15 protein-coding genes are annotated in these 18,489 nt (G+C 61.2%); 12 read left to right on the forward strand and 3 right to left on the reverse strand.

Going from position 1 to position 18,489, the window contains the following annotated elements; genetic code table 11:
* Positions 1 to 71: 71 nt before the first annotated feature.
* Together clpB and P9875_RS11440 are read left to right on the forward strand one after the other, a co-directional pair.
* The gene (gene clpB, locus P9875_RS11435) at positions 72 to 2,678 is read left to right on the forward strand and encodes an ATP-dependent chaperone ClpB (protein WP_278318431.1); all 2,607 of its coding nucleotides are present in this window, start codon (positions 72 to 74) and stop codon (positions 2,676 to 2,678) included.
* A 170-nt stretch (positions 2,679 to 2,848) separates the two neighbouring features.
* The gene (locus tag P9875_RS11440) at positions 2,849 to 3,970 is read left to right on the forward strand and encodes a polyamine ABC transporter substrate-binding protein (RefSeq protein WP_278318432.1); all 1,122 of its coding nucleotides are present in this window, start codon (positions 2,849 to 2,851) and stop codon (positions 3,968 to 3,970) included.
* Positions 3,971 to 4,051: 81 nt separating this feature from the next.
* Here P9875_RS11440 and P9875_RS11445 read toward each other — a convergent pair whose 3' ends face one another.
* From P9875_RS11445 to ppk1, 3 genes are all read right to left on the reverse strand, one after another.
* The gene (locus P9875_RS11445) at positions 4,052 to 4,177 is read right to left on the reverse strand and encodes a hypothetical protein (RefSeq protein WP_255206302.1); all 126 of its coding nucleotides are present in this window, start codon (positions 4,175 to 4,177) and stop codon (positions 4,052 to 4,054) included.
* Between the two features lie 185 nt (positions 4,178 to 4,362).
* Positions 4,363 to 4,821 (reverse strand): phosphohistidine phosphatase SixA, encoded by a 459-nt coding sequence (sixA, locus tag P9875_RS11450; protein ID WP_035817346.1) that lies wholly within the window; start codon positions 4,819 to 4,821, stop codon positions 4,363 to 4,365.
* A 25-nt stretch (positions 4,822 to 4,846) separates the two neighbouring features.
* Positions 4,847 to 6,940 carry a polyphosphate kinase 1 gene (gene ppk1, locus P9875_RS11455; RefSeq protein WP_278318433.1) on the reverse strand — a complete coding sequence of 698 codons (2,094 nt, stop codon included), beginning with the start codon at positions 6,938 to 6,940 and terminating at the stop codon, positions 4,847 to 4,849.
* 286 nt (positions 6,941 to 7,226) lie between these two features.
* On the opposite strand from ppk1, the gene pstS reads away from it, so the two are divergent.
* From pstS to P9875_RS11505, 10 genes are all read left to right on the forward strand, one after another.
* Complete coding sequence (pstS, locus tag P9875_RS11460) at positions 7,227 to 8,261, forward strand: phosphate ABC transporter substrate-binding protein PstS (protein ID WP_371933509.1); 1,035 nt, start codon at positions 7,227 to 7,229, stop codon at positions 8,259 to 8,261.
* Positions 8,262 to 8,483: 222 nt separating this feature from the next.
* On the forward strand, positions 8,484 to 9,455 hold the full coding sequence (pstC, locus tag P9875_RS11465) for a phosphate ABC transporter permease subunit PstC (protein WP_225240714.1): 972 nt from the start codon (positions 8,484 to 8,486) through the stop codon (positions 9,453 to 9,455).
* On the forward strand, positions 9,452 to 10,339 hold the full coding sequence (gene pstA / locus P9875_RS11470) for a phosphate ABC transporter permease PstA (protein WP_278318434.1): 888 nt from the start codon (positions 9,452 to 9,454) through the stop codon (positions 10,337 to 10,339). The genes pstC and pstA overlap by 4 nt, the downstream gene beginning before the upstream one ends.
* A 38-nt stretch (positions 10,340 to 10,377) precedes the next feature.
* Positions 10,378 to 11,160 carry a phosphate ABC transporter ATP-binding protein PstB gene (gene pstB / locus P9875_RS11475; RefSeq protein WP_010396817.1) on the forward strand — a complete coding sequence of 261 codons (783 nt, stop codon included), beginning with the start codon at positions 10,378 to 10,380 and terminating at the stop codon, positions 11,158 to 11,160.
* A gap of 50 nt (positions 11,161 to 11,210) precedes the next feature.
* Positions 11,211 to 11,921, forward strand: a complete 711-nt coding sequence (phoU, locus tag P9875_RS11480) for a phosphate signaling complex protein PhoU (protein WP_034755071.1) — start codon at positions 11,211 to 11,213, stop codon at positions 11,919 to 11,921.
* Between the two features lie 5 nt (positions 11,922 to 11,926).
* Complete coding sequence (locus P9875_RS11485; RefSeq protein WP_034755074.1) at positions 11,927 to 12,616, forward strand: response regulator; 690 nt, start codon at positions 11,927 to 11,929, stop codon at positions 12,614 to 12,616.
* Between the two features lie 11 nt (positions 12,617 to 12,627).
* Positions 12,628 to 13,944: a phosphate regulon sensor histidine kinase PhoR gene (phoR, locus tag P9875_RS11490; RefSeq protein WP_278318435.1), complete on the forward strand. Its 1,317-nt coding sequence runs from the start codon at positions 12,628 to 12,630 to the stop codon at positions 13,942 to 13,944.
* 76 nt (positions 13,945 to 14,020) lie between these two features.
* The gene (gene senA / locus P9875_RS11495) at positions 14,021 to 15,217 is read left to right on the forward strand and encodes a selenoneine synthase SenA (RefSeq protein ID WP_278318436.1); all 1,197 of its coding nucleotides are present in this window, start codon (positions 14,021 to 14,023) and stop codon (positions 15,215 to 15,217) included.
* Between the two features lie 33 nt (positions 15,218 to 15,250).
* On the forward strand, positions 15,251 to 17,197 hold the full coding sequence (locus P9875_RS11500; RefSeq protein WP_278318437.1) for a UvrD-helicase domain-containing protein: 1,947 nt from the start codon (positions 15,251 to 15,253) through the stop codon (positions 17,195 to 17,197).
* Between the two features lie 94 nt (positions 17,198 to 17,291).
* The gene (locus tag P9875_RS11505; protein WP_278318438.1) at positions 17,292 to 18,206 is read left to right on the forward strand and encodes an NAD-dependent epimerase/dehydratase family protein; all 915 of its coding nucleotides are present in this window, start codon (positions 17,292 to 17,294) and stop codon (positions 18,204 to 18,206) included.
* Positions 18,207 to 18,489: the final 283 nt, after the last annotated feature.

Below are 18,489 nucleotides of genomic sequence, written 5' to 3' on the forward strand. Positions count from 1 at the left end.
CTTTGTGTATGCTTGAAAAGTACTGCCTCACCCCAATTTGGTTAACAACTAATTAACCGGGAGCGCTTTTCATGCGACAAGACAAACTCACTACCAAATTACAGGAAGCCCTGGCCGATGCGCAAAGCTTGGCCGTGGGCAACGACAATCCCTATATCGAACCAGTCCATTTGCTGACGGCCCTGTTGAACCAGGACGACGGCGGCGCCCGCTCGCTGTTGCAGCGTGCCGGCGTCAACGTGGGCGGCCTGTCCAAGGCCCTGGGCGCGTCGCTCGAACGCTTGCCGAAAGTGTCGGGCACGGGCGGCGACGTGCAGGTCAGCCGCGAATTCGTGGCCTTGCTGAACCTGGCCGACAAGGAAGCGCAAAAGGCGGGCGACCAGTTCGTCTCCAGCGAAATGGTCTTGCTGGCCATGACGGAGGACAAGTCCGACTGCGGCAAGCTGGCGCGCGAAAACGGCCTGACCCGCAAGGCCCTGGAAGCGGCCATCGAGGCTGTGCGCGGAGGCAACAAGGTCGACTCGCAAGAAGCCGAAGGCCAGCGCGAAGCCCTGAAAAAATACACCCTGGACCTGACGGAGCGGGCGCGCAAGGGCAAGCTCGACCCTGTCATCGGCCGCGACGATGAAATCCGCCGCACCATCCAGATCCTGCAGCGCCGCAGCAAGAACAATCCCGTGCTGATCGGCGAACCGGGCGTGGGCAAGACGGCCATCGTCGAAGGCCTGGCGCAGCGCATCGTCAATGGCGAAGTGCCCGAGTCCCTGAAAGGCAAGCGCGTGCTGGCGCTGGACATGGCCGCCCTGGTTGCCGGTGCCAAGTTCCGCGGCGAGTTCGAAGAGCGCCTGAAATCCGTGCTCAAGGAACTGGCCATGGATGAAGGGCAAACCATCGTCTTCATCGACGAGATGCACACCATGGTGGGCGCGGGCAAGGCCGACGGCGCGATGGACGCGGGCAATATGCTCAAACCTGCGCTGGCGCGCGGCGAGCTGCACTGCGTGGGCGCCACCACGCTCGACGAGTACCGCAAGTACATCGAGAAGGATGCCGCGCTGGAGCGCCGCTTCCAGAAAGTGCTGGTCGACGAGCCGACCGTGGAGGCGACGATCGCCATCCTGCGCGGCTTGCAGGATAAATATGCGCTGCACCACAAGGTGGAGATCACGGACGCGGCCATCATCGCCGCCGCCGAGCTGTCGCACCGCTACATCACGGACCGTTTTTTACCGGACAAGGCGATCGACCTGATCGATGAAGCGGCGGCGAAGATCAAGATCGAGATCGACTCGAAGCCGGAAGTGATGGACAAGCTGGAACGCCGTCTGATCCAGCTGAAAATCGAGCGCGAAGCCGTCAAGAAGGAAAAAGACGAAGCATCGTTGCGCCGCCTGGGCCTGATCGAGGAAGAGATCCTCAAGCTGCAGCGCGAATACAATGACTTCGAGGAAATCCTGAAGGCGGAAAAAGCCGTGGTGCAAGGCAGCACGCACATCAAGGAAGAGATCGAGCAAGTCAAGCTGCAGATGGAGCAGGCCACGCGCGAGAGCAACTGGCAGAAAGTGTCGGAGCTGCAGTATGGCAGGCTGCCGCAGCTGGAAGCCCAGCTCAAGCAGGCTGACAGCGGCATCCCGAAACTCGACCCGGACCAGCCGAAACTGCTGCGCACGGAAGTGGGCGCCGAGGAAATCGCCGAAGTGGTGTCGCGCGCGACGGGCATCCCCGTGTCGCGCATGATGCAGGGCGAGCGCGACAAGCTGCTGCACATCGAAGAGAAGCTGCACGAGCGCGTCGTGGGCCAGGATGAAGCGATCACGGCCGTGGCCGACGCCATCCGTCGCTCGCGCGCCGGCTTGAGCGATCCGAACCGTCCATATGGTTCCTTCATGTTCCTGGGACCGACGGGCGTCGGCAAGACGGAATTGAGCAAGGCGCTGGCCACTTTCCTGTTCGATACGGAAGAATCGATGATACGCATCGACATGAGCGAGTTCATGGAGAAGCATTCAGTGGCCCGCCTGATCGGTGCGCCACCGGGCTATGTCGGCTACGACGAGGGCGGCTACCTGACGGAAGCCGTGCGCCGTAAGCCGTACAGCGTGATCCTGCTCGACGAAGTGGAAAAGGCGCATGCCGACGTCTTCAACGTGCTGCTGCAAGTGCTCGACGATGGACGCATGACGGATGGCCAGGGCCGCACGGTGGACTTCAAGAATACCGTCATCATCATGACCTCGAACCTGGGTTCGCATAAAATCCAGGCCATGGATAGCGATGATCCCGGTGTCGTGAAGCTGGCCGTGATGGCCGAGGTACGCTCGCACTTCCGTCCCGAGTTCGTCAACCGCATCGACGAAATCGTCGTGTTCCACGGCCTCGACGAGAAAAACATCGGCGCGATCGCGAAGATCCAGCTGAAAATCCTCGAAGAACGCCTGGCGCGCATGGATATGCAGCTGAGCTTGACGGACGCGGCATTGCAGCAAATCGCCGAAGCGGGCTACGACCCGGTGTATGGCGCCCGTCCGCTGAAACGGGCGATCCAGCAGCAGATCGAAAATCCGCTGTCGAAGCTGATCCTGGAAGGCAAGTTTGGCCCGAAAGACGAGATCCGCATCGACGCCCAGAACGGCAACCTGGTGTTTACGGGCGCGCAGGTGGGGCTGGATAAGGTGTAATGTCGCAAAGGCCGGGGTCAGACCCCCGTCATTGTCAGCGCTGAATTTTGCGTTGGCGGTGTTGAGGGTCTGACCCCAGCGGTGAAAGCAGGGCGGTATCAGGCTAGACCTGATGCCGCCCTTCTTGCTATCATCGTCACTATTTTCTGACTATTTCCGGAGGCGGTACGATGGCAAACACATGGCAAGCAGGGCGGCGCATTGGAGTGGGACTGGCCTTGGCGGCGGCCGCACTGGCCTTGTCTGCGCAAGCTCAGGCTCAGGAAGAGAAAGTCCTGAACATCTATAACTGGTCCGACTATATCGGCGACGATACGATCAAGAATTTTGAGAAGGAAACGGGCATCAAGGTGCGCTACGACGTTTTCGACAATAACGAAATCCTCAATGCGAAACTGGTGGCGGGCAAGTCCGGTTACGACATCGTCGTGCCGACGGCCCAGTGGGCGCGCCTGCAGATCGATGCGGGCTTGCTGCGCAAACTCGACAAGAGCAAGCTGACGAACCTGGGCAACCTGGACCAGAACCTGCAGGCCAAGCTGTCGAAGATCGACCCGAACAACGATTACCTGGTCGACTGGCTGTGGGGCTACACGACGGTGGGCATCAACGTCAACAAGGTCAAGGCCGCGCTGGGCGGCATGCCCATGCCTGAAAACGCCTGGGACCTGATCTTCGACCCGAAATACGCGGCGAAGCTGAAGTCCTGCGGCGTGTCCTTCCTCGACTCGCCGTCCGAAGTGCTGCCGGCCGCCCTGCAATACCTGGGCAAGCCCGCCTATTCGAAAGCGGCCGCCGATTACCAGGAAGCGGGCAAGGTGCTGCAGGCGATCCGCCCCTACGTGACCCTGTTCAGCTCGTCCGGCTACATCAATGACATGGCCAACGGTTCCGTCTGCGTGGCGCTGGGCTGGTCGGGCGACATCAATATCGCACGCCAGCGCGCCATCGATGCGAAGAACGGCAATGTGATCCAGGTGCTGGTGCCGAAGACGGCCGCCCTGATGTTCGACACCATGGCCATCCCGGCCGACGCGCCCCATCCGACCAATGCGCACCTGTTCATCAACTACATTTTGCGCCCGCAAGTGCATGCCAGCCTGAGTAACAAGGTGTTTTACGCGAATCCGAATCCGGCCAGCATCAAATATGTGCGCAAGGATATCGGCGAGAACAAGGCCATCTTCCTGTCGGACGCCGACAAGCAGCGCATGGCCGCACCGGAAGCGACCACGGCCGATATTCGCCGCTTGATGACGCGCATCTATACGAAGTTCAAAACGGGAGTGTAAGGCGGGAGTGTAAATACAAGGATGGCGCGAGGGACGGGGATATGCCGTCGCTGGCGCCATTCGATAGTGCCGGGGTGAACACTACTCGTGGTAGCGGTCCATCAGCTTGTGGTGACTGCCGCGCATTTCTTCGACCAGTTCAAAGGCGACGAAGCCGATGATGGCGGCGAAGATGGCGATGAAGAGAAAAACGAGGAAGGTTAACATGGTCTTTCAGCCGCCGTTGGACGGCTGTCCGCTGGGTTGCTCAATGTGCCAGAGCGGCGCTCCAGCACGTAGTTGATGCAATTAAACTCTAGCAGATCGGCAGCGCTTTACAAGGCTGCCGTGTTGTAATTTCTGCCAGTAGTTGTCCCAGCGCACTTTTTGCGCATTTCCCTGCTTGAGCAGTCCTATTTCACCACAAGGTCATGTGCCATAACCGCCTTGAGATAAACACTGATCGGGTCGCCCGGTTCGCGCTGGGAGAACCACCACGCGCTGGCCTTGCGCATTTCCCATTCCTGCTCCTCGCCCGTCAATAGCAGGGCGGCCGCCTGGCCCAGCGTGGGCTGGTGGCCGACGATGAGCACGGTTTCCTTGCCGCCGGGCCAGTTGGCCGCCTTGAGGATGTCTTCCGCCTCGGCGCCGGGCGCCAGTTCAGGCATCAGCTTGAACTTGCGCCCCAGCGCTTCCGCCGTTTGCAGGGTGCGCAGGGCGGGGCTGACGAGGATACGGCAATTTTCCGGTAGTTGCGAGGCCAGCCATTCGCCCATGCGGCGCGCCTGTTTCTGGCCTTTGACGGTCAGGGCGCGTTCGAGGTCGGGAACGCCCGGCTCCGCTTCTGCGTGTCGCCACAAGATGAGATCCATGCTGTACTCCTCTGTGTAGAATTGCCTATTCGCCGACCTCCGCGCCCGGCGTGCCCAGTGTATGCATCAAATATTGCTGGGCGCTGAACGGCGTTTGCTTGCCACGCGGCTTGCGGCGCGCGTAATGGCCCGTCGGCTCCAGTTCCCATGCATTGGTATTATCCTTCAAATACGGATTCAGGCCCTCGGCGATCACGCGCCGTTTCAGCGCACGGTCAAGTACCGGGAAGGCCACTTCCACGCGGCGGAACAGGTTGCGGCTCATCCAGTCGGCGCTGGCCAGGTAGACATCGTGCGCCAGGTCGTTGCGGAAGTAGTAAATGCGGCTGTGTTCGAGGAAACGGCCGATCACGGAGCGCACCTTGATATTTTCCGACAGGCCCGGCACGCCCGGCTTCAGGGTGCAGGCGCCGCGCACGATCAGGTCGATCTTCACGCCATCGGTCGAGGCCGCATACAGGGCGCGGATCACGGATTCGTCGACCAGCGCGTTGACTTTCACGATGATGCGCCCGCGCCGGCCCGAGCGGGCGATCTTCGCCTCGTTGCGGATGGCCTTGATGATCTCGCTTTGCAGGCCGAACGGCGCCAGCCACAAGTGGTTCAGGTTATGCGGCTTGGTCAGGCTGGTCAGGTGGATGAAGACCTCATTGACTTCCACGGCCAGGTCCTGGTTGGCCGTCAGCAAGCCAAAATCCGTGTACAGCTTGGTGGTCGTGGGGTGGTAGTTGCCGGTGCCCAAGTGGGCGTAGAAGCGCAAGCTGCCTTCTTCGCGGCGGATGACGAGCGCCACCTTGGCATGGGTTTTCAATCCCACCACGCCGTACACGACTTGCGCACCGGCTTGTTCGAGCTTGTCGGCCCAGTTGATATTGGCTTCCTCGTCGAAACGCGCCATCAATTCCACGATGACGGTCACTTCCTTGCCCATCTTCGCCGCCGTGATCAAGGATTCCATCAAGTCCGAATTCATGCCCGTGCGGTAGATCGTCTGCTTGATGGCGACGACGGACGGATCATAGGCGGCGCTGCGGATGAAGTCGATCACCGTCTGGAACGACTGGTACGGGTGGTGCAGCAGGATGTCGTGCCTGGTCAGCGCGGCAAAGATGTCGTTGCCGATGGCTTTATGCGCGAGGCCGGGGAAGAACGGCGGGAAGCGCAGCTCCGGTTGCTTGACGTGGTCGATCATTTCCGACAGGCGCACCAGGTTCACGGGGCCGTTGACGCGGTACAGCCGGCTTTGATCCAGGCTGAACTGGTCGAGCAGGAATTGCGACAATTCTGGCGGGCAATTGCGTGCCACTTCCAGGCGCACGGAGGTGCCGAACTGGCGCCCGACCAGCTCGCCTTTCAGGGCCTGGCGCAGATTCTTGACTTCGTCTTCATCGACCCACAGGTCGCTGTCGCGCGTGACGCGGAATTGCGAATAGGCGATCACTTCGCGCCCGGCGAACAGGTCCGAGATATGCGCGTGGATAACGGACGATAATAAACAGAAAGACACGCCATCGCCGGAAATCTCGTCCGGCAGCTTGATGACGCGTGGCAAGACGCGGGGCGCCTTGACGATGGCGATCGCCGTGCCGCGGCCGAACGCATCCTTGCCGCTCAGCGAGACGATGAAATTGAGACTTTTATTGACCACTTGCGGGAATGGGTGGGCCGGGTCGAGGCCAATCGGCGTCAGCAGGGGGCGCACTTCGCGGTCGAAGTATTGCTTGACCCACGCGCGCTGCGCCTCGTTGCGGTCGCTGTCGCGCAGCAAATGCACGCCCGCTTCGCGCAGGGCCGGCAAGACGTCGCTATTTAATATCTCGTACTGGCGTTCCACCAGCGCATGGCATTCCTTGCCGATACGTTCCAGGTTGGCAGCCAGGGCAGGGTGGCCCGCCAGCGAACCGCCGATGCTGCCGGCCGCCAGCAGGCTGGCCACGCGCACCTCGAAGAACTCATCCATGTTACTGCTGACGATGCACAGGTAGCGCAGGCGCTCGAGCAGCGGAATGTTCGGATCTTCCGCCTGGGCCATCACGCGCCGGTTGAAAGTCAGTTGCGACAGCTCGCGGTCAAGCAGGATGCCCGATTTGGTCACTTCCGTGTGCAGTTCAGGTTTCATATTCTTTTGTCTTTGCAGATAGTTAATTCTAGCCGTATTTCATCATGTATGACGCGTTGTGAGTGTAATCATGAAATATGACGTAAGCGTGACATAAGCTGTCATAAAGCGTCGCCCGTCCTGTCATTTTTCATGCCGAAAATGGCCATCCTCGGGGCGTAGGCAATTATTTCAGGAATTTTTACCCATGTCATAAAGCTGTCATATTCGCTTGCTAGACTGCGCAGCATTCAACCGGGACTTTGAGCCCTAACAACCCTGAGGACTTGATATGCAAATGAAGCAAATGTTCAAATTTATCGTCGTGGGTGCTTCGGCAGCGATGGCATTTTCTTCCGCTTCCGTCATGGCGGCAGATATGACAGGTGCTGGCGCAACCTTCCCGTACCCGATCTACGCCAAATGGGCCGAGACGTACAAAGCCAACACGGGCAACGGCCTGAACTACCAGTCCGTCGGTTCCGGCGCTGGCATCAAGCAAATCAAGGCCAAGACTGTTGAATTCGGCGCCTCGGACATGCCTTTGAAGGCAGAAGAGCTGGAAGAGGCGGGCCTGATGCAGTTCCCGGCCATCATGGGCGGCGTGGTCACCATCGTCAACCTGGACGGCGTGACCCCAGGCCAGCTGAAAATGACGGGTAAAGTCGTTGGCGACATCTACCTGGGCAAGATCACCAAGTGGAGCGCTCCTGAAATCGCCGCGCTGAACAGTGGCGTCAAGCTGCCGGACACGGAAATCACCGTGGTGCACCGCGCCGACGGTTCGGGCACCTCGTTCCTGTTCACCGACTTCCTGTCGAAAACCAACCCGGAATTCAAATCGAAAATCGGCGCTGGCTCGGCTGTGAAATGGGCCGTGGGCGTGGGCGGTAAGGGTAACGAAGGCGTCGCCGCCAACGTACAGCGTATCAAGGGTTCGATCGGCTACGTCGAGTGGGCTTACGCCAAGAAAAACAAGATGTCGCACACCCAGCTGCAAAACAAGGATGGCAACTTCCTGCAGCCTGACGACGAAAACTTCAAGGCAGCAGCCGCTTCGGCACCTTGGACGCAAACCCCAGGCTTCGGCGTGGTCCTGACCGACCAGGCTGGCAAGAACAGCTGGCCTATCACCGGCGTGTCGTTCATCCTGATGCACAAAGTCCAGGCTGACGCAGGCAAGGCAAAAGAAGTCCTGAAATTCTTCGACTGGGCCTACAAGAACGGCGGCCCTGCTGCCGTCGAACTGGACTACGTGCCGATGCCGGCATCGGTCGTGAAACTGGTGCAAGAGTCGTGGAAGGCCAACCTGAAAGACGCATCGGGCAAGTCGATCTACTAATCCGATAGTCTGAATACAGCAATATCCATCCTTGTCCCCGCCAGCAGCACGGCGGGGCAGGGAGTTAGCCAGGACCGCCCGCAAGCCCTTGCAGACGGTCCTGGCTAAAGAAGCAACAATAAAACAAGAGTTCAAAATAGCGACACCGGCAGTACCACCCACATCTGGCACAATATGAGCGCACAATCTACCTCCTCCACGATCCCCATGCCAGGCGGCACCATGACCGATTCCATCAGTCACGCGCAAATGCTTTCCACCATGCGCAAGCAGCGCTTCCAGGATTTCATGTTCCACAAGGTGACGATGCTGTTCGCCCTGTCGGTGCTGATCGTCCTGGTCGGCATCATCATTTCGCTGATCATGGAATCGATACCGGCCTTCAAGACCTTCGGCCTGCATTTCATCGTGTCCGCGGAATGGGACCCCGTCAATGACCAGTACGGCGCCCTGATCCCCATCATCGGCACCCTGGTGACCTCGGTTATCGCCTTGCTGATCGCCTTTCCCGTCAGCTTCGGCATTGCCCTGTTCCTCACGGAAATCTGCCCGGCCTGGCTGCGCCGCCCGCTGGGCACGGCTGTCGAATTGCTGGCCGGCGTGCCATCGATCATCTACGGCATCTGGGGCCTGTTCGTCTTCGCGCCCCTGTTTGCCGACCACGTCCAGCCTATCCTGAAAGCCACCCTCGGCAACGTGCCCGTCATCGGCCAGCTGTTTAGCGGCCCCATGATGGGCATCGGCTTGCTGACGGCCGGCCTGGTGCTGGCCATCATGATCATCCCCTTCATCGCTTCCGTGATGCGCGACGTGTTCGAGATCGTCCCTGCCGTGCTGAAGGAATCCGCATACGGCCTGGGCTGCACGCGCTGGGAAGTCGTACGCAAGATCGTCTTGCCATACACCAAGACCGGCGTCGTCGGCGGCGTCATGCTGGGCCTGGGCCGCGCACTGGGCGAGACCATGGCCGTCACCTTCGTCATCGGCAACGCGAATAAACTGTCGTGGTCGCTGTTCGCCGCCGGTAACAGCATCACCTCCCTGCTGGCGAATGAATTTGGCGAAGCGCAATCCGAGCTGCACGTGGCCTCGCTGTTCTCGCTGGCCCTGATCCTGTTTGTCATCACCTTTATCGTCTTATCCGCCGCCAAGCTGATGCTGGCTGGCATGTCCCGCAAGGAAGGCACGAAATGAGCCAAGTAAGCACTCTCGACGCTCCGGTCAAGCCGGCCATGAATCCCGTCTACCGCAAGCGCCTGCTGATGCACCGTGTCGGCATCGCCCTGTCGGTGGCCGCCATGGCCCTGGGCCTGGCCGTGCTCGTGTGGATCCTGTTCACCCTGGTGATCAAGGGCTTCGGCGCCCTGTCCGTCGACCTGTTCACGCAAACGACGCCGGCGCCCGGCAGCGAAGGCGGCGGCTTGATCAATGCCATCGTCGGCAGCGCCCTGATGGTGGGCCTGGCGACTGTCGTCAGCACCCCGATCGGCATCCTGGCCGGCATCTACCTGGCCGAATACGGCGAAGAAAACAAGCTGGCGCAAGTGACGCGTTTTGTGACGGACATCATGCTGTCGGCGCCATCGATCGTCATCGGCCTGTTCGTGTATGCGCTGTACGTGGCACACGTCAAACACTTCTCCGGTTATGCCGGTGCCATCGCGCTGTCCCTGATCGCCGTGCCGGTGGTGGTGCGCACGACGGACAATATGCTGCGTTTGGTACCGAACAGCCTGCTCGAAGCCGCGTTTGCTCTCGGCGCGCCGCGCTGGAAGGTCGCCACCCTGGTGCGCTTGCGCGCCGTCAAGGCGGGCGTGATCACCGGCGTACTGCTGGCATTGGCCCGCATCGCCGGCGAAACGGCGCCGCTGCTGTTCACGGCCCTGAATAACCAGTTCCAAAGCTTCAACATGAATGCGCCGATGGCCAACTTGCCGTCCGTCATCGCATCGTTTGCGATGAGCCCGTACGACAACTGGCGATCGCTGGCCTGGGGCGGCGCACTGCTGATCACCTTCAGCGTGCTGGCCTTGAATATCCTGTCGCGCACCGTGTTCAGCCAAAAAGTCCCTAATTAAACAGATACCGAGCGAAGCGAACCCATATGAATACGCAAATGAATCCAGCCCAAGACCTGGCACCAAAGAAGAAAACCATCGAGATTTCGGGCCTGAACTTTTTTTACGGCAAAACGCAAAGCTTGCATAACGTCAACCTCGATATCCACGAGAAAAAGGTCACGGCCTTCATCGGCCCGTCCGGTTGCGGCAAGTCGACCCTGTTGCGCACCCTGAACCGCATGTACGACCTGTATCCGGGCCAGCGCGCGGAAGGCTCGATCCTGTACCGCGGCCGCAACGTGCTTGACGCGGACCAGGACGTCAACATGCTGCGCGCCAAGGTTGGCATGGTGTTCCAGAAGCCGACGCCGTTCCCCATGTCCGTGTACGACAACATCGCCTTCGGCGTGCGCCTGTATGAAGACCTGTCGAAGGGCGAAATGGACGAGCGCGTCGAGTGGGCCCTGAAAAAGGCGGCGCTGTGGGGCGAGGTCAAAGATAAACTGTCGAAGAGCGGCCTGTCGCTGTCGGGCGGCCAGCAGCAGCGTTTGTGCATCGCGCGCGGCGTGGCCGTCAAACCGGACGTCTTGCTGCTCGACGAGCCGACCTCGGCGCTGGACCCGATCTCGACTTCGAAAGTGGAAGAACTGATCAGCGAACTGAAACAGGATTACACGATCGCCATCGTGACGCACAATATGCAACAGGCGGCGCGCTGCTCCGACTACACGGCCTATATGTATTTGGGCGAGCTGGTGGAATTCGGCGAAACGGACCAGATCTTCATGAATCCGGCCCGCAAGGAAACGCAGGATTACATCACGGGCCGCTTCGGCTGATCCATCCCGCATAGCTATACATACAAGACAACTGAATACGGAGAGACGGCATGATAGGCGAACATTCATCCAAGCAATACGACAACGAACTCGAAGCGATCCGCTCGAAAGTGCTCCTGATGGGCGGCATCGTTGAAACCCAGTTCCTCGACGCGATGACGTGCTTCCGCATCGGCAATGCCGAGCGCGCCGACCGCGTGATGCGCGAAGACGACGTCGTCAACCAGCTCGAAGTGTCGCTCGACGACGCCTGCAGCCATCTGATCGTGCGCCGCCAGCCCGCCGCCAACGACTTGCGCACCATCATGGCCACCATCAAGGTGATTACCGACCTCGAGCGCGTAGGCGACGAAGCGACCAAAATCGCCCGCGTGGCGAAGAATCTGCACAAGCGCGGCAACGGCGTCGTCAACCATTACGAGATGGTGCGCGGCATCGCCAACACGGCCACCGACATGCTGCACGACGCGCTGGACGCGTTCGCGCGCAACGATGGCAAGCAAGCCTTACAATTAATTGCACAAGATGCCATCATCGATCATGAGTTTCGGTCTATCATGCGCAACTTGATCACCTTTATGATGGAAGACCCGCGCACGATTTCGGCGGCGCTCGATACCCTGTGGGTGGCCAAGGCCATCGAACGGATCGGCGACCATGCGAAAAACATCGCCGAATACGTGATTTACGTGGTTGAAGGCAAGGACATCCGCCACACTAAGGTGGCTGCTCCCGCCATTTCCGAGGAGCTCCCTGAGTAAGCTTTATGGCATCTGATAAAACCACGGTATTGATTGTTGAAGATGAGCCGGCCATCGTTGAACTGGTCACCTATTCGCTGCGCGAATCCGGCTGGAATTGCTGTTCCGTACAAAACGTCGCCGATGCCTGGGAATTCATCCAGCACCGCACGCCGCATCTGATCCTGCTGGACTGGATGCTGCCGGACCAGACGGGCTTGCGCCTGCTGTCGCGCATCCGCGCCGACCGCAATTTCGCCGCCATCCCCGTCATCATGCTCACCGCCAAGAGCATGGAAGAAGACAAGCTGGCCGGCCTGAACAGCGGAGCCGACGATTACGTCACCAAGCCGTTCTCGCCGCGCGAACTGCTGGCCCGCGCCAAGGCTCTCTTGCGACGCAAGAGTCCGGAACACGCGCAGGCGCCCATGCGCGCCGGCAACGTGGCGCTGGATCCCGTCAGCTGCACCGTCATGATGGATGAACAGAAGATCGATATCGGCCACGCCGAATACAAGCTGCTGAAATTCCTGCTGGCCCATCCGGAACGCGTGTTTTCGCGCAGCCAGCTGCTCGACAAGGTGTGGGGCGACCATGTGGTGATCGAGGAACGCACGGTCGATGTCCACGTATTGCGCTTGCGCAAAGCCTTGAAAGAGGCGGAAAGCCTGATCAAGACGGTGCGCAGCGTCGGCTACATGTTGTCTGAAAAGTAAAGTTTGACTCTATGAATCCGAAATTGCTGTTCTGGGTACCGGCCGCCTTGCGCATGGTGCTGGCGCTGCTGGGCGTGGCCGTCGTCTGGTATCTGTTTGGCGCCACGTATGCGCTGGGCATCGCTTTCGTGCTGATGGCCATGATGGTGTTCGTGCAGCTGTCGTATCTGTTCCAGCTGAGTAACTGGCTGGACAATCCGCAAAGCGCCAAGCTGCCCGACGGCTGGGGCGCCTGGACCAGCATTTTCGCGCGCCTGTACCGCATGCGCCGCGACGACGAGAAAAACCAGGCCGAGCTGACGGAATGGCTGGCGCGTTTCCGCCAGGCCATGCACCTGCTGCCCGACGGCGTCGTCATCATGGACGACGTGCTGTTCCTCGAATGGTGCAACCCGGCCGCCGAGAAGCACCTGGGCCTCACGCACGAGCGCGACAAGGGCATGCGTGTGACCAACCTGATCCGCAGCCCCGAGTTCATGGATTACATCATCCTGGGCCGCTACGACCAGCCGCTGACGATCACTTTCCGCAACCGCAAGCTGATCGTGCAGATCATTCCATTTGAGAACCGCCGCCAGATCCTCGTCACGCACGACGTGACGGAGACGGAACGCATTGAAATGATGCGCCGCGACTTCATCGCCAACGCCTCGCACGAACTGCGCACGCCGCTCACCGTCATCGTCGGCTTCCTGGAAATCGCTTCCGCCGAGCTGGACCTGGACGCCACCACGCGCGCCTCCCACCTCAAGCTGATGACGGAGCAGGGTCACCGCATGCAGCATCTGATCGAGGACATGCTGACGTTGTCGCGCCTGGAATCGGTCGACTACCCGCTGCGCCCCGAGCCCGTGGATATCAAAAAGCTCATGCAGCAAGTCTTGCGCGACGCCAAGGGGCTGTCGGCCGGCAAGCATGAAGTGACCATGGAATGCAACGGTCCCGACGTGCTGGGCAGCTACGACGAGCTGTACAGCGCCTTCGGCAACCTGGCGTCGAACGCCGTGCGCTACACGCCAGCGGGCGGCACCATCACCCTGCGCTGGCAGGATGGCCCGGCCGGACCGCAATTCATCGCGCAAGATACGGGCATCGGCATCAGCCAGGAACATATCTCGCGCCTGACGGAGCGTTTCTACCGCGTCGACAAGAGCCGTTCGCGCGAAACCCAGGGCACGGGCCTGGGCCTGGCCATCGTCAAGCACGTGCTGCTGCGCCATGGCGGCACCCTGGCCATCCAGTCCGTGGCCGACAAGGGCAGCAGTTTCATCGTCAGCATGCCCAAATCCGTTGTCACGCCGCTACAGGGCGAGCTGCTGGTCAAGTAAGCCGCAAGGGGGATAGTTTCCCCCTTGTTTCCCTGGCGACTGGTGCAAGCTTGGCATAAGTCGTTACAATCAGGCCATGACTTTAATCAACGCCTCTTTCCGCCATGCCGGCGCGCAGCAACTGGCCCAGTCGCTGCAGGCCGCGCGCCAGAATACGCTTTCCCTGTTCGACTGTTACGTCACTGCCGGCCTGGACGTGGTGGCCGGCTTGCCGCGCCATCCGCGCCTCGTTCCGCCCTTGTGGCAACTGGCGCAGATCGCCTGGTTTGCCGAGTGGTTCATCCTGCGCGAAGCCGCTACCAGCCATCCGGCCGACGCCATTTATAACTCCCTGCTGACGCGCGGCGACGACTTGTTCGACGCCAACATGGTCGAGCACCGCGCGCGCTGGAAGCTGGAATTGCCCAGCCCGGGCGCCGTGAAGACGTATTGCCGCGAAGTACTCGACCGGGTGCTCGATAAACTCTCGCGCGAAGCCAATGTCGACAGCGCCCTGGCGCCGTACCGCCTGGCTTTGGCGCATGAGGACTTGTGCGGCGAGGAAATGCTGGCCGGCTTGCAATGGCTGGGTCTGGAAGCGCCGGAATCCCTCGCCGCCAGCCCGGCCTTGCCGCCAGGCGCGGGCGAGATCGCTTTTCCTGGCGGCAGCATCGAACTGGGCTCGCCGCGCGGGGCCGGGTTTGCCTTCGACAATGAATCGCCGCCCTACAGCTGTTATGTGGCGCCGTTCTCCATCGATGCCTGCGCCGTATCGAACGCCCAGTTTGCCGATTTTGTCGCTGACGGCGGCTACCAGAACCGCCAGTTCTGGAGTGCGGCCGGCAGTGCCTGGCTGATGCGGCAGGAGCGCTCGTCGCCCCTGTACTGGCTGCGTGAAGCAACGCAGTGGCGCACCATGCGTTTCGGCCAGCGCACGACCTTGCCGCCGAACGAAGCCGTGCGCCACATCAACCTGTATGAGGCGCAGGCCTACTGCGCTTGGGCGGGGCGCCGCCTGGCGACCGAGGCGGAATGGGAGTATGCTGCGCTGTCCGGCCATCCGCGCTTTCACTGGGGCCAGGTGTGGGAGTGGACGGCGACGCCGTTCGAACCGTATCCGGGCTTTGCGGTGGACGCCTGGCGCGAATATTCCGCGCCGTATTTCATGCAATACCAGGTGCTGCGCGGCGCCGCCTTCGCCACGCCAGCGCGCCTGCATTCGCCCCGCATGCGCGCCTTCCATGCGCCCGAACGGGGCGACATCTTTGCCGGCCTGCGCACCTGCGCCTGGTAGCGCGCCCAGAACAGACATCATTTCAGGATACCCTTGAGTACAGATAACGCCCCGCAGTTCATTCCCAAACGCATCACGCCCACGCCGGAGCAGGTGGCCATCCAGACGGCGCAAAAGAAAGTGGTCTTGATCGACGCCAATGCCGGCGCGGCCAAGACGACGACCCTGGCCCTGCGCCTGGCCGAGGCGCTGCACCGGGGCCGCGCGCCCGAGCGCATGTTGGCCCTGGTCTTCACGGAAGCGGCGCGCGTGGCCCTGCGCCAGCGCCTGCTGGAAGTGGGCGTGCCGCTCGGCGTCGTCAAGCGCCTGACCATCGATACCTTCGACGCGTTTGCCGCCAAGGTGCTGCTGCAGCTGGAAAACATGCAGGTGGCATCCATGCGCAGCGATGAAGAGCTGCGCCCGGTAGCCTGGGAAGCGCTGGAAGTGGTGTCGGAAAAGTATGCTCACCGCTACCCGCTGGAAATCAACACGACCAACGGGGCGATTGCCGAGTTCTTGAAATTGCAGTTGCGCACCAAGGCGCGCCTGGATTTTCAACATCCTGACTTCGAAAGCAATTCCCTGGACGACAATCTGGAAATGCTGGGCATGTCGCGCACGCATTATCTGTGGCTGCGCGAATACGAAGGTTTGCGCGGCGCCGACACGGGTGATATCCAGTTCCGCGCGCCGTTCGACGCCACCTACGACCTCGTGCGCATGCTCGATGGCGACGAGCCGCTGCGCCAGCAATTGCCGGCCTTCCAGATCATCGTGGCCGATGAATTGCACGACTTGAACGAAGCGTCATTCCGCCTGCTGACCATGCTGATACGCCGCGGCAACGCATTTTTCTGCGGCGCCGGCGACAAGGATCAAGTCATCTACACGTGGTCGGGCGCCGACCACCGCTTCCTGCGCCAGCGCTTCGAGCAGGAATTCCCTGCCTTGCAGCGCCTGCCGCTGACGGCTTCCTACCGCTACGGTCCGCAACTGGCGCAGGCTGTCGGCGTGCTGAAAAACAAGGCCAGCGTGTCGGCCCTGTCGCGCGCCACCCACATCGAAGTGCTGCAATACGAGCATATGCAGCCGCAGGCGTGCAGCGCCCAGCTGATCGCCGCGCTCGAACATGCGCATGCGGGCACGACGGCGATCTTGCTGCGCGACCGCGACCAGGCCATCCGCGTGGAAACGGCGCTGTTCCAGAGCGGCATCGCGTATGGCCTGGTGGACATGAACAGCTATCTGCTGAGCCTGGAAGTGCTGATGTTGCGCGGCATGGTCGCCATCGCCCGCAAGGACTTGCACGCGATCAAGAGCGGCCCGCGCCGCGGTGAAATCCTCGAAGCCCTGGTGGCCTTCGCGGAAATCCCTTTTACGCGCGCGGAATTGCAGCAAGCCAAGGCCGACGTGGTCAACTATCCCGACTTGCTGGAAGGCTTTTTGACGAACCAGCTGGCCAAGTCGCAGAACCAGGACAAGGCGGCGCTGACCCTGGCCGCCGTCGATTACCTGCGCGCGCTGCCCCCCGACGCCCTGGCCGGTGACGCCCTGCAGCACATCTTTGGCTTGATGCAGCTGGAACAGACGGCGCGCCGCATCTATGTCGACCCGGCCCAGGCGCGCGTCGTCGCCCGTTCCCTGCACGGTTTTATCGCCGTGTGCCGCGAAGCGGGCGTGGCGCTGGGCGGCTTTGCCGGCTGGCTGGGCGAGATGGAAGAAGCCGTGATGGTCTCGACCGGCAAGGCCAAGCTGGTCATCGCCTGCATCGACCAGATCAAGGGCCTCGAATACAACCACGTGATCTTGCCCTACCTGGCCGTCGATGAATTCCCGCGCAGCAAGACCGACCCGCTGGAAGAGGAAAACCGTTTTTATGTGGCCGCCACCCGCGCGCGCGACAGGCTCACCTTGCTGACGCCGGAAGATCCTGCTTACCAAAGCCGCTACATTGCTGCCCTGCAGCTGAAACAGAAGACTGTTGCGTCCAAGTCATAGATCTTTTGCTGCGCGGCTGCTTTTTGCGAAAGACGAAAGCGGGCATACTGGACTGGTGTGATTGACAGCAATCTAACCAGACAGGGAGTAAAGCATGAAAGTATTCTTGACGGGCGCGGCAGGTTTCATCGGCAGTTCCATCGCGGCGGGCCTCGTGCGGGCCGGCCACCAGGTCACGGGCCTCGTGCGCAAGCCGGAGCAGGTGGCCGAGCTGGCTGCTATTGGGGTGCACGGTGTCGTCGGCACCTTGAACGACCGCGCATTGCTCATCGAGCAGGCGAAGGCGGCCGATGCCGTCATCAATGCGGCCAGCAGCGACCACCGGGGCGCCGTCGAAGCCATTATTGAAGCGCTGGCCGGCACCAACAAAGTGTTTTTGCACACCAGCGGCTCGTCCATCGTGGGCGACGCCTCGGGCGGTGAGGGCACGGAACAGATCTATTACGAAGACAAGCTGCCGGCGCCCACGGCCGACAAGGCGGCCCGCGTGGCCATCGACGACCTGGTTCTGGCCAGCGCAAGCCAGGGCGTGCGCGCCAGCGTCTTGTGCAACACCCTGATCTACGGCCACGGCGCCTTGCCGCGCGACAGCGTGCAATTGCCTCGCTTATTGAAACAGGCGCGCAAGAGCGGCATCGTGCGCCATGTGGGTCCGGGCCGTAACATCTGGTCCAATGTGCATATCGACGATGTCGTCAGCCTGTATCTGCTGGCGCTGGAAAAGTCGCCGGCCGGCACCTTTTACTTTGTCGAATCGGGCGAAGCGGCTTTCCGCGACATGACGGCCGCCATCGCCGCCGCGCTGGACCTGGGCCCCGCACAGGACTGGCCGCTGCCTGAGGCGATTGCCGAATGGGGTTACGAGATGGCGTCGTATGGCCTCGGCTCCAACAGCCGCGTGCGCGGCGAGCGGGCGCGCAAGCTGCTGGGCTGGCAGCCGCAGGGACCGTCCGTGCTGGCATGGATCAAGCACGACATGCTCAAACCGCCGCACGCCGTCACGGGTTGATGCAGCTCAGCAAAACTCCATCAGTGTGCGCTAGCGAACGGTGCTGTCTGGCGATCGGGAGTATGATGTCTCTGCTTGGTTGAGACGCACTGCCGTGAAGTTGGCGGCATGTTCGATCTTCCAGCAGGTCAGCCGGTCGCCTCGAGGATCGGCACCAGATTTCTGTTCGCGTTTGCGCCCTGCGCCACGCGGCTGTGCACTGCAACTCCAGGTCGCGGTGTGGACTGCGAACCCCTTCAAGGCCGGCTTAGCCGGTCTTTTTTTTGCCTGTTTTTTCCCCGTC

Origin of the sequence: Janthinobacterium rivuli (assembly GCF_029690045.1) — a bacterium.
Taxonomy (GTDB): domain Bacteria; phylum Pseudomonadota; class Gammaproteobacteria; order Burkholderiales; family Burkholderiaceae_D; genus Janthinobacterium; species Janthinobacterium rivuli.

Bases quoted from the DNA above. Each gene is read 5' to 3' on its own strand.
- clpB (WP_278318431.1), top strand. From the start codon at position 72: ATGCGACAAGACAAACTCACTACCAAATTACAGGAAGCCCTGGCCGAT.
- P9875_RS11440 (WP_278318432.1), top strand. From the start codon at position 2,849: ATGGCAAACACATGGCAAGCAGGGCGGCGCATTGGAGTGGGACTGGCC.
- P9875_RS11445 (WP_255206302.1), bottom strand. From the start codon at position 4,177: ATGTTAACCTTCCTCGTTTTTCTCTTCATCGCCATCTTCGCCGCCATC.
- sixA (WP_035817346.1), bottom strand. From the start codon at position 4,821: ATGGATCTCATCTTGTGGCGACACGCAGAAGCGGAGCCGGGCGTTCCC.
- ppk1 (WP_278318433.1), bottom strand. From the start codon at position 6,940: ATGAAACCTGAACTGCACACGGAAGTGACCAAATCGGGCATCCTGCTT.
- pstS (WP_371933509.1), top strand. From the start codon at position 7,227: ATGTTCAAATTTATCGTCGTGGGTGCTTCGGCAGCGATGGCATTTTCT.
- pstC (WP_225240714.1), top strand. From the start codon at position 8,484: ATGACCGATTCCATCAGTCACGCGCAAATGCTTTCCACCATGCGCAAG.
- pstA (WP_278318434.1), top strand. From the start codon at position 9,452: ATGAGCCAAGTAAGCACTCTCGACGCTCCGGTCAAGCCGGCCATGAAT.
- pstB (WP_010396817.1), top strand. From the start codon at position 10,378: ATGAATCCAGCCCAAGACCTGGCACCAAAGAAGAAAACCATCGAGATT.
- phoU (WP_034755071.1), top strand. From the start codon at position 11,211: ATGATAGGCGAACATTCATCCAAGCAATACGACAACGAACTCGAAGCG.
- P9875_RS11485 (WP_034755074.1), top strand. From the start codon at position 11,927: ATGGCATCTGATAAAACCACGGTATTGATTGTTGAAGATGAGCCGGCC.
- phoR (WP_278318435.1), top strand. From the start codon at position 12,628: ATGAATCCGAAATTGCTGTTCTGGGTACCGGCCGCCTTGCGCATGGTG.
- senA (WP_278318436.1), top strand. From the start codon at position 14,021: ATGACTTTAATCAACGCCTCTTTCCGCCATGCCGGCGCGCAGCAACTG.
- P9875_RS11505 (WP_278318438.1), top strand. From the start codon at position 17,292: ATGAAAGTATTCTTGACGGGCGCGGCAGGTTTCATCGGCAGTTCCATC.